Consider the following 15,375-nt stretch of genomic DNA (forward strand, 5'->3'; position numbering starts at 1 on the left):
AAAGTTTGCTAGTCGCTGGGCGCTGGAGCTAGATCCAGCATTAGCCAAAATTTATACTTTCCTATCCTGTAACAAAAGCGCAAGCGCCTTGATCAGCCCCGACAAGCAAATGTTCCGGAACCTAGGAAGGGGCTTTTTCCCTTCATAGGTTCAGGGTTATTTGACCTCGAGGGGCTAGGCGCTGGAGCTGGATGTCGACCGCGACATAAGCAGTTATCCACGAGCGACAATTTTATAGTTTCCTTAACAAGAACAAAAGCGCAAGCGCCTTAATATAGGAAGAAAGGCTAAGTTCATGATGTACTGTCGTTTTGTTTACACGAGCACTTCCTATCCTGCGGACATCCGTAAAGAAAACTTACACTTCTCTACGTCCCTCCAATGCTTTGGATAATGTTACTTCATCTGCATATTCTAAATCGCCACCAACTGGAAGTCCATGAGCAATTCGTGTGACTGTGATGCCCGAAGGCTTAAGTAAACGAGAAATATACATAGCCGTTGCCTCTCCCTCAATATTAGGATTCGTTGCTAAGATTACTTCTTGAACTGTTTCATCTTGAAGTCTTTTTAATAAATCAGGAATATTAATATCTTCAGGCCCGATTCCCTCCATTGGCGAGATGGAGCCATGAAGAACATGGTATAAACCATGATATTCCTTCATTTTTTCCATGGCAATCACATCTCTTGATTCCTGTACAACACAGATAACACTTCGTTCTCGCTTTGAATCTTGACAAATATAACAAGGATCCTGATCGGTAATATGCCCACAAACAGAACAGAAACCTAGATCTCGTTTTGCATTGACAAGTGCCTTGGCAAAGTCCAGGACCGTATCTTCCTTCATATCTAAAACGAAAAATGCCAGGCGGGCTGCTGTTTTGGGCCCAATTCCCGGCAGTTTCATAAAGCTGTCAATCAGCTTGGATATTGGTTCAGGATAATGCATAATCAGTTAACCCCCTAGAATCCAGGAAGGTTGATTCCTTTAGTAAATTGCCCCATCGTCTGATTTGTTAATTCATCCGCTTGTTTCATTGCCTCATTTACTGCAGCTAAAACAAGATCTTGAAGCATTTCTATATCCTCTGGATCAACGACTTCTTCCTTAATATTAACTTCCAGCACTTCTTTATGACCAGAAACAACCACAGTGACCATTCCACCACCAGCTGTTCCTTCAATCCGTTCTTCACCTAATTCCTCTTGAGCTTGAGCCATTTTCTTTTGCATCTTTTGCATTTGCTTCATCATACCTTGCATATTTCCCATTCCACGCATATGCTTTCATTCCCTTCAAATTAATTTTTAACCTCGATTAAGTCTTCTCCAACTAGCTTTACAGCTTCCTGAATAAGCGGATCTGGAGTCTCTTCTCCTTCTTCGTCTTGCTCATGATCCTGATGTTGTAGAAAATCCTCGCGAATCTCTAGCCATTGTGGTTCAGGTACGCCTACAAATTGAAGATTTTTTCCGGTGACTTCTTTTATAAGACTTGCTGTCACTTCTAAAAACTTCGTGTTTTCCATGGCCATTTTGCAATGTATATCATATTTAAATTTTATAACAAAGGCAGTCGGTGAGGCTGCAGCAGGTTCTGCATCCATTAATAGAGCTGCCTGTGATCGCATTTGTCGATTATTCAGTTGCTCAAGGAGATTTCCCCATTGGCTCTTAACAGTATTCAAATCTTCCCGTGTCGCTTCACCCAATATCTCACGAATTTTCCTTGTATTTGCTTGAAAACCTTTATTAGTGCGCATCGGCTTTTTTGCTGGTTGTGCTTGGGACTGCTCTTCCTGAGCTGGTCGATTTACTTTTAAATCCTCCACTTGCTTCTCAAGCTTATCAATTTTTGCAAGTAATTCCTGCACTCCATCTAGATGTTCAAGATTCGTTTGTGTCTTTGTTTGACACAATTTCACCAGGCAAACCTCCAAATAGGTCTTAGCATGATCTGAAAACTTCATATCTTGTTGTGTCTTATTTAACACATCCATATATTCATAAATCTTGTCTGACTGTATAGTCTTGGCTAGCTCAATAAAGTCATCATCCAACGTAGCTCTTTCCAATGATTCCTCAAGAGTAGGGGCTGTCTGATATAGTAAAAGATCACGGAAATATAAAATTAAGTTTTCGATAAAGCGACTAGGGTCCTTCCCCTCCAACACCAATTTCTCAAGGATCGTCAAGGATTCAGAAACGTCTTTTTCATGAATTGCATGAACAAGCTTATTCAAATAATTTTGGGAAACAGATCCTGTAACTGTTAAGGCATCCTCCACTGTCACTCGATCGGTGCTAAAAGAAATAGCCTGATCCAGTAAGCTCAAGGCATCGCGCATCCCGCCACTTGCGGCTTGAGCTATGACATGTAGTGCCTTTTCTTCAAACTGTAACCCTGATTCTGTAGCAATATGGATCATTCTTTGAACTATATCTTGCGCCGTTATTCGTTTAAAATCAAAACGCTGACAACGGGAAATGATGGTCAAAGGAATCTTATGGGGTTCAGTTGTCGCCAGAACAAAGATGACATGCTTAGGCGGCTCTTCTAAAGTCTTTAATAGGGCGTTGAAAGCACCCATAGAAAGCATATGTACCTCATCAATGATATAGACTTTGTAGGATACAGATGTAGGTGCATATTTCACTTTATCTCGAATATCGCGAATCTCTTCCACACCATTATTCGAAGCAGCATCAATCTCAATCACATCTTGTATCGATCCATCGGCAATCCCTAAACAAGCAGGACATTCATTACAAGGTTCTGCAACTGGCATTTTTTGGCAATTGACGGCTTTAGCTAATATTTTTGCGGCACTTGTCTTCCCTGTTCCCCTTGGACCAGAAAATAAATATGCATGACTCGTTTTCTGCTGGAGTAGAGCGTTTTGTAAAGTTTTCGTCACATGTTCTTGCCCCACCACATCTTCAAACGTTTGTGGTCGCCAAACACGGTATAACGCTTGATACATTTATGCTCTCTCCTTCTTTCCCTGTTTTATTTCGACGGCTCATTGGTATATATAAAATAACCCTTATTCATCTTTCTATTATACCTTATTTTGGATAGGTTTGACAAAAAGAGAAGGGAAATGTTTTAAGCGAATGTTCAAAAAGGACTATAAAAGGAACCGAGGAGTTCACAGTGCCTATTTTCACCAGCCTTTTCGAATATAAACAGAGCAAGCAACGGCTAAGTTGTGGTGATCACCCTAATGGATGGGACCACTTCCTAATCGTTGCTCCATTTCTATTAAAAGGCGCCTGAACCACCGCCTCCGCCGCCGACACCTCCGCCAGTTCCGCCACCGACAGAGCCTCCTGAAGAACTTTGGCTATAGTCGGTATACTTTTGATCAGCTTGGAAAAAGGCACCATATAGCATTGGGACAGTAAAGTAAGAATAACTCATGGAAGAGGAATCAACATTTTGTAATTCTTCTTGCCATTGTTGCGTTTTTCCTTCTTTTGCATACTTTCCATTGGCTCCAAAAACCATCACCCTCATCCGATCATCATCTGACGTTTTTTGCCAATCAGCACTTTTTATTTTGTTTAGCCTATTTAACAATCGTGTCCATTCCTCTTTAATATAAAGTCCTTTGCTTGAAAGGGGGCGATAAAAAATCGCTGTAAAACCGGCAACCAAAAATAATATAAAGGCTGTTAGAAACATCGGGATCCCTTCATAGTAGACAGCTGCAATCCATACGCCTAATAACACGACAGAAAGAACTCCAAAGATTGACCGGTAAATAGGTTTCTTTTCACGCACCCCTGCTTCTTTTACTTCTTTTTTTATGGCTGCTCTCCACTCCGTAAGACGTTTATGATAGGCTGGAAGATTTTTTTCTTCTTTAATGAAGTCTTCAAGATTTTCTATATTAAAATCGTTATTTTCACCTAGTTCATCAAACAGCCATGTCAGTAAAATTCTTTCATGTTCATACTCAGCATCAGCATGAATTCTTCTAAATTCGCTTTCTGATCGCTGTTCAACAAATCCTTTTCGCACTAAATCAAGCAAGGCAGCTGGAACATGAACGGCTGTCATATCAAGTGTATAGTATATTGTGGCGGGCATACTCATCTTCTCATCAGGAATAATGGGCTGATCTCTTTTTAATGCTTCCCTAACTAAGCTGCTTTTCCTTTTCTTGCTAATATATTCCCATCCGAATAAAGCAACAAATAAAAGTAGGAAAACCGGGAGCATCAGTTTGGAAACAGAGGCGAATCTTTCCTTATTCTCTGCAAATACCTCTGCTTTATGTTCTAAATTTTCCTTTTCCTGTATTAGTGATTCCCTCATTTCCTTTGATGAGGTCATCGCCATTTCTGCAAATAAATTGGAAGAGTATGCGACTCTAATATCGCCATTTTCTCCTGATGAAACATCCCCCAAAGAATATTCGACAATTCCATTCGTTTGGATACTTTGTTTGTTAAAGGCTTGGTCATAACCAAAGGCAATAACATCCTCTGTCGCACTGGGCGGATGAATAGTAATTTGCATATTTCCATAATCTGTTTCATTTCGTTGGTCGAAAAATGGCCAATAAAATTCTGCTACATCTTCATATTTGTCTACACTGTTGTTAATCACATAATCTAAGGTGATCTCAACTGATTCCTTATTACCCTTTCGATGGATCTTATATAACTCATGGTCTTTTTCCACTTTTAGCGTTTTTTCGTCTTCTTTCGCTATAAAATCCGTTATTTCCGCACCTTTTTTTGGATATATTTCCCGGGTAATGCCATTAAATTTACCTTTAAATTGATAAGTATGTTTTTCTTGTACATGCACATCTCCATTTTTCTGTAAATGGGCATCAATCATGACATTGGGAACAGAGAAGTCGACTGCTCCCACTTTAATCGGAAATAACAAGATAAGAAAAACGATTAAACTGGAAAGAATTTTTCGATTCATATTATCATTCCTAACACGATTTTCTTCATAGTTCTCTTCTATTACATACGATTAAATCGAAGAATGGTTTCATCTTTTGAAAAACAAAAAATCCACTCACTGTTAAAAAGTGAATGGATGTTGTTATGATCGAAATGAAGTCGTACACCTTCCTTCGACTGTATACCATAGGCGTTACTCAAGCAGTTAGCTCGACCCAGGCAACCCCGCGGCACATGAGAGCTTCCACTTAATGCTGCTTCCTTCCGGACCTGACATGGTTCATGGATTCTCATTGCGCGGGACCCAAGTGTCCACACCACTTACTTAAGGCAGACCCTACAGTACAGGCAGCCTCTAGAAGGGATTCAACCCCGCTGGAGCGGATTGCGGGTTACAAGGCTCCGCTACTTCCCCGTCTAGTACGATATGATTAAGTATACAATTTTTCAAAATAGAAATCAATGGCGAGGTTTTCCATTTCAATAATTTTATTTATTTGTTTAATCAGTAGTCTCTATTTCCCTCGGTGTTTCAATGTTCTGCTTCTTTTCTATTCCACTCCGCTTTTCAATCTTTCTCCGCTCCCGAATCTCTCGAAAGAAATCTGTTAATAGTTGGCCACAAGGCTCTGCTAATACTCCTGAAACTACTTCACATTGGTGATTAAATCGTTCATCCTCAAGTAAATTCATAAGCGTTCCTGCACATCCGGCCTTGGGATCAGGCGCACCGTAGATCACCTTCCTAATCCGAGACAATAAAATGGCACCGCTACACATCGGACAAGGCTCCAGCGTGACATATAGCTCCGCTTCTTCTAATCGCCATGTCCCTAATTTTTCACATGCCTTTTCAATGGCGAGTATTTCTGCATGGGCGACAGCATTTTGCGATGACTCTCTTACATTATGTGCTGTTGCAATGACCTTTTGATCTAATACAATTACAGCTCCAATGGGGACTTCATTCATATCTCTAGCCTTTTTCGCCTCTTGGATTGCTTGCCACATATATGTTTCACTTTGCTTATCCATAAAATTACTCCTTCTTTTATGTCTATTAGCCAATATCGCCACATAGAATAGTACAACATTATGCCTGCAAAATGCAGGTCACAAAGGCATGCGACAAACAGGACGTTTTCGTACAGGTGAGGTCTGTCTGACCTACCAAAATGGCATGTTGCAGCCTAGCCTTTGATCCTTAATATAGTAGGAGGACATATCATGCAAATTCATGTTGTAGAGGCCAATCAAACGTTAAGCTTGATTGCTTCTCGCTATGATCTTAATCCGAATATCATTGCCGAAGCAAATGAACTGCCTAATCCAAATAATTTAGTCGTCGGCCAAGCCTTGGTTATCCCAATTTATGGACAATTTTATTGGGTCCAGCAAGGAGATAGTCTTTATTCTATTAGCCAAAAATTTGGTCTTTCCTTTCAAGAGCTCGCAAGAATTAATGGAATTCCAGTTAACCAAGTACTACAAATTGGGATGCGCTTATATATCCCACAAGGACCAAAAACAAATCGCGAATTCAATGCTTATGTAGAACCATCTGGCAATACAGTATCAGAAGCACTAGAAAACAGTGCACGACAAGCGGCCCCCTACTTAACCTATCTATCACCCTTTGCTTATTTAGCGAATGCAGATGGATCCTTAACTGCTCCACTGTTAAATCAATTTCCTGCGATCGCTGAAGCCAATCAAAACACGCTTGTCATGGTGATTGCTAATCAAGCAGAAGGACAATTTAGCTCAGAACTCGGTCACACCCTTTTAACGGATTCATCTGTCCGAGAAACCTTTCTGAATAATATTATCGAGGAAGCAAAGCGAGTTGGCTTCGGTGATGTACATTTTGATTTAGAACGGCTTTATCCTCGAGATCGGGAAGCCTATAACGAATTTTTAAGGATCGCTAGAGATCGGCTCCATCAAGAAGGAATTATGATTTCTACAGCTCTTGCCCCGAAGACCAGTGCAACTCAGCAAGGGGAATGGTATGAAGCTCATGATTATAAGGCCCATGGGGAGATCGTTGATTATGTTGTGATTATGACCTATGAATGGGGATATAGCGGTGGTCCAGCTATGGCGGTCTCACCCATTAATTCTGTACGCACTGTATTAAACTATGCGATATCGGAAATACCCGCTGAAAAAATATTCATGGGACAAAACCTATATGGGTATGATTGGACGCTCCCATTTGTTCAAGGAACAACAGCAAAGGCTATTAGCCCACAGCAGGCTATTCAAATAGCTGCTGAACAAGGAGTGGCTATTCAATACAATGAAACAGCACAAGCACCCTTTTTTCATTATGTCGATCAAGAGGGAAAAAGACATGAAGTTTGGTTTGAAGATGCACGCTCCATTCAAGCTAAATTTAACCTAGTAAAGGAATTAGGTCTAAGGGGAGTAAGCTATTGGAAACTTGGTCTTTCTTTCCCACAAAACTGGTTATTAATTACAGATAACTTCCATGTTGTAAAAAAGTAGTGATGCAACTCAATTTTATGATAAAAAAAAGAACCCTGCTCCAATAAGAATAGGCTTCTAATCTCCAATTTATGCATGTATGGCGGAGGAAGAGGGATTCGAACCCCCGCGCGGTTTAACCCGCCTGTCGGTTTTCAAGACCGATCCCTTCAGCCGGACTTGGGTATTCCTCCGTTACGACAAAGAATATTTTATCAAGTTCGAAAGTTAAAGTCAACCATTATATTTTGTACTGTGAAGTCATTCCTGCTAGATAGGCTTTTGTATCTACCTAGCGGGAATGTTTTATATACGACTGTTTAAATGTTATTTAATCACTTCTCTATTTCTCATATAAGGTCGTAATACTTCTGGAATAATAACAGTTCCATCTTCCTGTTGATAATTCTCCAAAATAGCTGCAACAGTACGCCCAATCGCAAGTCCTGAACCATTGAGGGTATGCACATGTTGCGGCTTCGCACCTGATTCCGGTCTAAAGCGGATATTTGCCCTTCTTGCTTGAAAGGCTTCAAAGTTAGAACAAGAAGAGATCTCCCGATATGTGTTATAGCTTGGTAACCAAACTTCTAAATCATATTTCTTCGCTGCTGTAAATCCTAAATCAGCCGTACACATGCTTAAGACACGATAAGGAAGTTTAAGCAACTGCAGTACCTTTTCTGCATGACCTGTGAGAATTTCTAATTCTTGATAAGAATCTTCAGGTTTCACAAATTTAACTAATTCCACTTTATTAAATTGATGTTGACGTATTAATCCCCTCGTATCCCGACCGGCAGATCCAGCTTCAGAACGAAAACAAGCACTATAAGCCACATAATTTAAAGGGAGCTGACTTCCATCCAAAATTTCATCCCGATGATAGTTAGTTACAGGAACTTCAGCAGTTGGGATTAGGAAGTAATCTTCGCTTTCAATTAAAAAGGCATCTTCTTCAAACTTCGGCAATTGCCCTGTTCCCGTCATACTCGTACGATTCACCATATAAGGAGGTAGCATCTCTTCATAGCCATGCTCTTCCGCGTGAAGATCCATCATAAAACTAATCAAGGCGCGTTCTAATTTTGCACCCAGTCCTTTATAATAGACAAATCGGCTGCCCGTCACTTTAGCGGCCCTTTCAAAATCCAGAATACCGAGCTGATCGGCGATATCCCAATGGGGTTGTGGCTCAAAGTCGAAAGAACGGATATCTCCCCATTGGCGAATATCCACATTATCATCCTCTGTTTCTCCCACTGGTACACTTTCATGTGGAATGTTTGGAATAGATAACAGCAAATCCCCTAACTTTTCCTCTACTTCTCGTAAAATCTGATCAAGCCCTTTGATTTCATCACCAACTTGGCGCATTTCTAAAATAACCTCATCAGCATTTTGTTTTTCCCTTTTCATTTTTGCAATTTGCTGTGATACTTCATTTCGCTTACTTTTCAGCTGTTCAACTCGTATAATTGTCTCTCTTCGTTTTTGGTCCAGTGCCTCAAACTGATCTAAATCTGTTAAATCTTCTCCTCTGTGCTTCAATTTCGCTTTAATTTCAGGAAAATGCTCGCGTAAGTATTTCATATCTAACATTTCGTCATTCCTCCTTTTCAACATTAAAAAAACCCTCATCCCCTGAAAGGGACGAGAGTTACCCGCGTTGCCACCCAAATTGAAAGTATATATACTTTACTTTCCACTTCATCGATAACGGTTCAAACCGAAAATGCCTACTCACTTAAAGTTCAGCATTTTGCTCAAGGATGGATTCATAAAGTCGTACCATCGATTCTCACCAACCATCGATTCTCTAAAGATACATAATCTTTATTACTATTTCCTTTCAACGCCATGACCATATAAATTTGCTCATACTATACTATAAGCAAGGATTAATTGCAAATTTTGCTTTCATTCTTTTTATATTCTTCGACCATTTGCAAAAAATATGCGGTTAAGCGGTTGTCCTCTGTAAGTTCAGGATGAAAAGAGCAACCTAGAAAAGGACCTTCCCTAACCGCTACAATTCTTCCCTCATATTTTGCCAAAACCTCTACATTTTCTCCAGCTTCTGTTATATGAGGAGCACGGATAAAAACAGCTGTCATTGTATCCTCCGCTACACCAGCAATTGCTATTTCCGCTTCAAAACTGTCCTTTTGGCGGCCAAAGGAATTTCTTTCGACAGTTATATCCATTAGTTGTAAATGAGCATCTTCTTTATCAGAAAGACGTTTCGCTAATAAAATCAAACCGGCACATGTTCCAAAAATGGGCTTTCCTGCATGCGCGAATGCCCTTAATGGTTCCATAAAACCATACTTATCAAGCAGGCGACGCATCGTAGTACTTTCCCCGCCGGGAAGAATAAGACCATCCAGCTGTTCTAACTGCTCCGTTGATTTTACTTCAATTGCTTCTGCACCACAGTTCTTTACAGCCTGAGCATGTTCGCGAACAGCCCCTTGTAATCCAAGGATTCCTACTTTTAACATTTTACCACCCGCGCTCTTGCATACGATTTTCAGGAGTTAAGGTTGAGATTTCAATTCCTTTCATCGCAATCCCGAGATCTTTTGATAGTTCAGCAATTTTCCCATAATCTTTATAATGGGTTGTTGCTTCTACGATTGCACGGGCGAATTTAGCAGGATTTTCTGATTTAAAAATACCAGAGCCAACGAACACTCCATCTGCTCCAAGTTCCATCATTAATGCGGCATCAGCAGGTGTTGCAACACCACCCGCTGCAAAGTTAACAACCGGAAGACGACCATTTTCCTTAATTTCCAATAAAAGCTCATATGGTGCACCTAGTAATTTTGCCTCTGTCATAAGTTCATCTTCATTCATTGCCACTACTCTACGTACTTGGGCATTCACTTTACGAATATGGCGAACTGCCTCGACAATATTCCCAGTTCCTGGCTCTCCTTTTGTACGAAGCATTGAAGACCCTTCTCCAATGCGTCTAGTTGCTTCACCTAGATCACGACAACCACATACAAAAGGAACAGTATATTCCTTCTTGTTTAAATGGAACTCTTCGTCAGCTGGTGTCAAAACTTCACTTTCATCTATATAATCAACACCCATTGCTTCCAATACTCTAGCCTCAACAATATGGCCAATCCTAGCCTTTGCCATCACTGGGATTGATACAGCGTTCATCACTTCTTCCACAATCGTTGGATCCGCCATTCGTGCAACACCGCCCGCTGCCCGAATATCAGAAGGAACACGTTCAAGAGCCATAACTGCAACTGCTCCTGCCTCCTCAGCTAATTTTGCCTGTTCTGCGTTGACAACATCCATGATGACGCCGCCCTTTTGCATTTCTGCCATGCCACGTTTTACTCGATCGGTTCCTGTTCTCATTTATATATCCCCTTCGCTTTTATCTGATTATATCTATCGGATTAATTCTACTATTTAGTTAACTATAAAGACACTTCCCTGTCAATACAGGGAAGCTATTCTATACTTATTAAAACCATCCTTTAACCGTATCTGAAACGCTTGTCCATAAGCCTGAGAAGAAAACACCTACACTACGCATCATCAGTACAAACCAATTAGCTTTCTCAACTTCGTTCGTGGTAATAACTTTTACAGTTGGTTCAAAGCCTTTCGTCAAATATCCATAATCCGCTTCACTTTTGGGTTCAGCTACTAATGTACCAACTTGTTCATTTTTCTTAATAGGAGCCGTTAATTCATCATCTTTATTGACCATATCCTTATCTAGCTTAAAGACGGGATTATACGCATCTTCTTCTCCCTTTTTCACAACCGTGCTCAATGGTTCTTCTGTTTGGATCTTTACGCTCTTTTCCTTCCCTTTTTCAACCCCAAGAGATTTATGGCCTTTAATTTCATAGCCTTTCAGGAAGATCTCCTTCATAGAGAAATTAGCAAAAGCATACTCCATCATTTTCTGTGTTTGTCCAAATCTTCCATAGTCACTGCTTACTCCATTATCATCCTTTGCATTCATTACAACCGTAACAACTCGAAAATCACCACGAGTAGCTGTACCAGTAAAACAGCGTCCAGCTAAATCCGTTGTCCCTGTTTTAAGTCCATCGACACCTTCATATTCAAATTCTAAACCTGGAAGCATTTTATTCCAGTTTTTCATTTCTCCTGGTAAATCTCTAAATTTCTTCTTTGCAACACTAGTTGTATCAAGCACTTCTGGAAAATCTTTCATTAACTTAGCAGCTAATGCTGCTGTCGATCTTGCTGACATTAAATTTTCATCATCAGCTTCTCCCTGAGGATGTTTGCCTTTTAAATCTTTATTATTAAGACCTGTTGAATTTACAAAGTAATAATCTTCTAACCCTAATTCCTCTGCCTTTTCATTCATCATATCGACGAATTTTTCTTCCGAGCCAGCAATGGCCTCGGCAATCGCAATTGTTGCTCCATTGGCGGAGTAAATGGCCATAGCCTCATACAATTCTTGAATGGTGTATGGTTTTCCTTCGTTCAAGCCAACATTGGACAATTGAGCATCGATGGATACTTCATGGGCATAAGCACTAATGATTTGTTCTTGATCCCAAGTAATCTTCTTCTCCTGAATCGCTTCAAACAAAAGGTATTCACTCATCATTTTTGTCATCGAGGCAATTCCTAGCGACTCATCTTCATTTTTTGCATATAGTATTTTTCCAGTGGTTGGTTCTATAATAATGGCCGCATCTGCATGGATATCTAATTCATCTTTTGCATATGCCTGACCTGGTAATTGTAATAAACTAAACATCATAGCAAGAATCAAAGAAAAAATAATCGTTCTTTTGGTCCGTCTTCTTTTCACATGTAAGCCCTCCAACCTTTTATGTACACCTTTGTCATTTTATCATATTTGAACATAATTTAGTAGGAAAATTATGACGCCTACTTTACAAAACTGTGATATTTTGGCAAAGAACAAAAGCGGAAGCGCCTTGATCAGCCCCGACAAGCAAATGTCCCTGAACCTAGGAAGGGGCTTTTTCCCTTCCTAGGTTCAAGGTTATTAAGCAGAACATCGGCTAAGTTCGCGCCGTCCTGGCGCAACGCCGATGGACTCGCATCCTGCGAGCCTCTCGGGGCTAGGCGCTGGAGCTGGATGACAAAACTCAAAATTTCAACTTATCCACAAGCGACAATTTTATAATTTCCTTCACAATAAAAAAGGCAGGACTCCTATATAAAATGGAATGTCCCGCCCTTTTATTATTAAGAAAGAGAGTAATTAGATGACTCTTTCGTTATTTGAACATCATGTGGATGGCTTTCACGTAAACCAGCACCCGTCATTCGAATAAATTGAGCATTTTCCCTGAAATGTTGAAGGTCTGGTGCACCGCAATATCCCATTCCAGAACGTAAACCACCTACTAGTTGATAAATTGTATCTGCAAGTGGTCCTTTATAAGGAACTCGGCCTTCAATTCCTTCAGGTACAAATTTCTTCGCATCTTCTTGGAAATAGCGATCACTTGATCCTTTTTCCATTGCTCCTTCAGATCCCATACCACGATATACTTTAAAACGACGCCCTTGGAAAATTTCAGTCTCTCCTGGGCTTTCAGAAGTTCCAGCCAGCATACTTCCTAACATAACTGCATGTCCTCCTGCAGCTAGAGCTTTTGCAATATCTCCTGAATATTTAATACCACCATCTGCGATAATGGCCTTTCCTCTTTTTCTTGCTTCTGTCGCACAATCATAAACAGCCGTAATTTGTGGAACTCCGACACCAGCAACAACTCTAGTTGTACAAATTGAACCGGGCCCAATTCCAACCTTGACAACATCTGCACCTGCATCAAATAAAGCCGCTGTGGCTTCAGCTGTGGCCACATTACCTGCGATGATGTTTAAGTCAGGGTATTCCTCTCTAATCTCTTTAATCGTTCTTAAAACACCCTCTGAATGACCATGTGCCGTATCAATAACAATTACATCGACTTGAGACTGGACAAGCATCTCAACTCGTTTTATTGTATCGTTCGTAACCCCAACAGCTGCACCAACTAATAAACGACCTTGACTATCTTTTGCCGAGTTAGGGAATTCAATGACTTTTTCGATATCTTTTATTGTAATTAGCCCTTGCAAGACACCTTTATCATCTACTAATGGTAATTTTTCAATTCGATGTTGCTGTAATATATTTTCTGCTTCTTCAAGTGATGTCCCAACTGGAGCAGTTACAAGGTTATCTTTCGTCATCACATCGATAATTGGAACAGAAAAGTCTTGAATAAAGCGCATATCACGATTGGTAATGATTCCTACCAACACTCTTTCCTTTTCGTCATTTACGATTGGAACACCTGAAATACGATATTTTGCCATTAAATGCTCAGCATCAAAGACTTGGTGATCCGGCGTTAAAAAAAAGGGATCTTTAATGACACCACTCTCAGAACGCTTTACCTTATCAACCCTCTCGGCTTGGGCCTCAATGCTCATATTTTTATGAATGATGCCTAATCCGCCTTGACGTGCCATTGAAATCGCCATTTTCGATTCAGTGACCGTATCCATTCCTGCACTAATTACAGGAATATTTAATTTTAAAGTATTCGTTAATTCAACCGATAAATTGACCTCTTTTGGTAAAACCTCAGATTTTGCTGGTACTAATAGGACATCATCAAAAGTTAAACCTTGTTTAGAAAATTTAGATTCCCACATATTTTCCTGCCTCCTGCCCCAAAATATTATTAGTAGGTTATCAATTGCTTATATGACTGTCAAGAAATACACCAGATGTTCCATTTTTCAAATTATTTGGAGATGATACTTTGATTAGTAAACAGTTAACATGGAAACGTATTCAACGATTCCATTCTGCCACTCAGGCAAGAAGTTATTTATCCGAACGATACAAAATGTTAAAGATAGAGGGAGCCTCCGCAAAAGCATATGATAATTGTTACTCGTTCATTTATTATCTTGAACAAGGGGAAGCCTTTTACGAGCAGGCATCAACAACAACATTATCGATCCGACCAATTCTCCTTTATTATGGTCTTATCCATTTAATAAAAGCTTGTTTGTTGAGCATTGATCCTTATTATCCCCATACAACGACAGTTCTTGCACATGGAGTTTCTACCAGAAAGAGGAAAAAGAAGGATTACAAGTTTTTTGATGATGAAGTGAAAGTTCAAAAAAATGGTTTATGCACCTATTTTTCAGAACGGATGTTTCACGTGAAACACCTTGAAGGGGATAAATTTAAAATGGGAGAGCTGCTAAAGCTTATAGTGGAATTAGAAGAGAGTTTTTCCTTCTTCAAAGGCAAGGCTAATATGATTGAATTACCTAAGAAAAATAATCATTCCTATCTTTTACCAACCGAGTTATTGAACTCTTATCATATGGATGGACAGCGTATGAAGGAGTACTTAACTTATAAATGTAAGAAACATATACAGTGGGGAAATGATGCGGGTGGACATATGACACTTAATCAGTGCATAGGTAATACCCCACCTTTCCGCTACCATATTGAGAAAGAATCACTTTGGTTGCCTAGCACGATTCATGAACTTACCTTTTTGCCTGATCTGCTTATTCACTACTTAATTTTATATAATTTAAGTATGATCTCTCGTTATGAAACAGAATGGTGGATGGAACTGATTAAAACGACTCCAAATGATGATTACCCCTTTATTAGGGATTTCTTAGATATAACGGAAGCAAAAGGACCTTTTCTGATTGAACGTTACCTTAGGGAAGGCAGCGATTCAATAATGGATTAATAATTAAGCCTAAATCAAAAAAGACACCCTCTTCACGAAGGTGTCTTTCGTTTGCCTGGCAACGTCCTGCTCTCACAGGGGGAAGCCCCCTATTACCATCGGCGCTGAAGAGCTTAACTACCGTGTTCGGGATGGGAACGGGTGTGACCTCTTCGCTATTGCCACC

At 40.0% G+C, this 15,375-nt stretch carries 12 protein-coding genes, 1 tRNA gene, 1 rRNA gene, 1 other RNA gene and 1 other annotated feature; of the genes, 2 read left to right on the forward strand and 13 right to left on the reverse strand.

Features of this window, described 5'->3' with window-relative positions; genetic code table 11:
- Positions 1 to 358 precede the first annotated feature (358 nt).
- From recR to tadA, 6 genes are all read right to left on the reverse strand, one after another.
- Complete coding sequence (recR, locus tag KI375_RS23900; protein WP_207453003.1) at positions 359 to 955, reverse strand: recombination mediator RecR; 597 nt, start codon at positions 953 to 955, stop codon at positions 359 to 361.
- 14 nt (positions 956 to 969) lie between these two features.
- Complete coding sequence (locus KI375_RS23905; RefSeq protein WP_212975893.1) at positions 970 to 1,287, reverse strand: YbaB/EbfC family nucleoid-associated protein; 318 nt, start codon at positions 1,285 to 1,287, stop codon at positions 970 to 972.
- 20 nt (positions 1,288 to 1,307) lie between these two features.
- A complete protein-coding gene (gene dnaX, locus KI375_RS23910; RefSeq protein WP_212975894.1) occupies positions 1,308 to 2,990 on the reverse strand; it encodes a DNA polymerase III subunit gamma/tau in 1,683 nt (560 codons plus the stop codon).
- A 281-nt stretch (positions 2,991 to 3,271) separates the two neighbouring features.
- On the reverse strand, positions 3,272 to 4,954 hold the full coding sequence (locus tag KI375_RS23915) for a DUF2207 domain-containing protein (protein WP_212975895.1): 1,683 nt from the start codon (positions 4,952 to 4,954) through the stop codon (positions 3,272 to 3,274).
- Positions 4,955 to 5,094: 140 nt separating this feature from the next.
- Positions 5,095 to 5,361: signal recognition particle sRNA large type (gene ffs / locus KI375_RS23920), an RNA gene on the reverse strand.
- Between the two features lie 75 nt (positions 5,362 to 5,436).
- Positions 5,437 to 5,970 (reverse strand): tRNA adenosine(34) deaminase TadA, encoded by a 534-nt coding sequence (tadA, locus tag KI375_RS23925; RefSeq protein ID WP_212975896.1) that lies wholly within the window; start codon positions 5,968 to 5,970, stop codon positions 5,437 to 5,439.
- 192 nt (positions 5,971 to 6,162) lie between these two features.
- Here tadA and KI375_RS23930 point away from each other — a divergent pair, with 192 nt between their 5' ends.
- Positions 6,163 to 7,446: a glycoside hydrolase family 18 protein gene (locus KI375_RS23930; protein ID WP_212975897.1), complete on the forward strand. Its 1,284-nt coding sequence runs from the start codon at positions 6,163 to 6,165 to the stop codon at positions 7,444 to 7,446.
- Between the two features lie 80 nt (positions 7,447 to 7,526).
- On the opposite strand, the gene KI375_RS23935 is transcribed toward KI375_RS23930, so the two are convergent.
- The 6 genes from KI375_RS23935 to guaB form a co-directional block, all read right to left on the reverse strand.
- Positions 7,527 to 7,619: transfer RNA gene (locus tag KI375_RS23935), tRNA-Ser, on the reverse strand.
- 133 nt (positions 7,620 to 7,752) lie between these two features.
- A complete protein-coding gene (serS, locus tag KI375_RS23940; RefSeq protein ID WP_212975898.1) occupies positions 7,753 to 9,027 on the reverse strand; it encodes a serine--tRNA ligase in 1,275 nt (424 codons plus the stop codon).
- Positions 9,028 to 9,071: 44 nt separating this feature from the next.
- Positions 9,072 to 9,290: a binding site (T-box leader), on the reverse strand.
- A 36-nt stretch (positions 9,291 to 9,326) separates the two neighbouring features.
- The gene (gene pdxT / locus KI375_RS23945; protein WP_212975899.1) at positions 9,327 to 9,929 is read right to left on the reverse strand and encodes a pyridoxal 5'-phosphate synthase glutaminase subunit PdxT; all 603 of its coding nucleotides are present in this window, start codon (positions 9,927 to 9,929) and stop codon (positions 9,327 to 9,329) included.
- 1 nt (position 9,930) lies between these two features.
- A complete protein-coding gene (gene pdxS, locus KI375_RS23950; protein WP_212975900.1) occupies positions 9,931 to 10,812 on the reverse strand; it encodes a pyridoxal 5'-phosphate synthase lyase subunit PdxS in 882 nt (293 codons plus the stop codon).
- 109 nt (positions 10,813 to 10,921) lie between these two features.
- Complete coding sequence (locus tag KI375_RS23955; RefSeq protein WP_374706903.1) at positions 10,922 to 12,211, reverse strand: serine hydrolase; 1,290 nt, start codon at positions 12,209 to 12,211, stop codon at positions 10,922 to 10,924.
- A 455-nt stretch (positions 12,212 to 12,666) separates the two neighbouring features.
- The gene (guaB, locus tag KI375_RS23960) at positions 12,667 to 14,133 is read right to left on the reverse strand and encodes an IMP dehydrogenase (RefSeq protein ID WP_212975902.1); all 1,467 of its coding nucleotides are present in this window, start codon (positions 14,131 to 14,133) and stop codon (positions 12,667 to 12,669) included.
- A gap of 110 nt (positions 14,134 to 14,243) precedes the next feature.
- Here guaB and KI375_RS23965 point away from each other — a divergent pair, with 110 nt between their 5' ends.
- Positions 14,244 to 15,209 (forward strand): YaaC family protein, encoded by a 966-nt coding sequence (locus tag KI375_RS23965; protein ID WP_212975903.1) that lies wholly within the window; start codon positions 14,244 to 14,246, stop codon positions 15,207 to 15,209.
- Positions 15,210 to 15,262: 53 nt separating this feature from the next.
- On the opposite strand, the gene rrf is transcribed toward KI375_RS23965, so the two are convergent.
- Positions 15,263 to 15,375 (reverse strand): 5S ribosomal RNA (gene rrf, locus KI375_RS23970); the annotation flags it as partial.

It is taken from the genome of Bacillus sp. J14TS2, assembly GCF_018333015.1.
GTDB lineage: Bacteria > Bacillota > Bacilli > Bacillales > Bacillaceae_C > Lederbergia.

Coding starts and splice junctions, on each gene's coding strand:
- KI375_RS23915 (WP_212975895.1), bottom strand. CDS start 4,954: ATGAATCGAAAAATTCTTTCCAGTTTAATCGTTTTTCTTATCTTGTTA.
- tadA (WP_212975896.1), bottom strand. CDS start 5,970: ATGGATAAGCAAAGTGAAACATATATGTGGCAAGCAATCCAAGAGGCG.
- KI375_RS23955 (WP_374706903.1), bottom strand. CDS start 12,211: ATGATGTTTAGTTTATTACAATTACCAGGTCAGGCATATGCAAAAGAT.
- guaB (WP_212975902.1), bottom strand. CDS start 14,133: ATGTGGGAATCTAAATTTTCTAAACAAGGTTTAACTTTTGATGATGTC.
- KI375_RS23905 (WP_212975893.1), bottom strand. CDS start 1,287: ATGCGTGGAATGGGAAATATGCAAGGTATGATGAAGCAAATGCAAAAG.
- pdxS (WP_212975900.1), bottom strand. CDS start 10,812: ATGAGAACAGGAACCGATCGAGTAAAACGTGGCATGGCAGAAATGCAA.
- recR (WP_207453003.1), bottom strand. CDS start 955: ATGCATTATCCTGAACCAATATCCAAGCTGATTGACAGCTTTATGAAA.
- dnaX (WP_212975894.1), bottom strand. CDS start 2,990: ATGTATCAAGCGTTATACCGTGTTTGGCGACCACAAACGTTTGAAGAT.
- KI375_RS23930 (WP_212975897.1), top strand. CDS start 6,163: ATGCAAATTCATGTTGTAGAGGCCAATCAAACGTTAAGCTTGATTGCT.
- pdxT (WP_212975899.1), bottom strand. CDS start 9,929: ATGTTAAAAGTAGGAATCCTTGGATTACAAGGGGCTGTTCGCGAACAT.
- serS (WP_212975898.1), bottom strand. CDS start 9,027: ATGTTAGATATGAAATACTTACGCGAGCATTTTCCTGAAATTAAAGCG.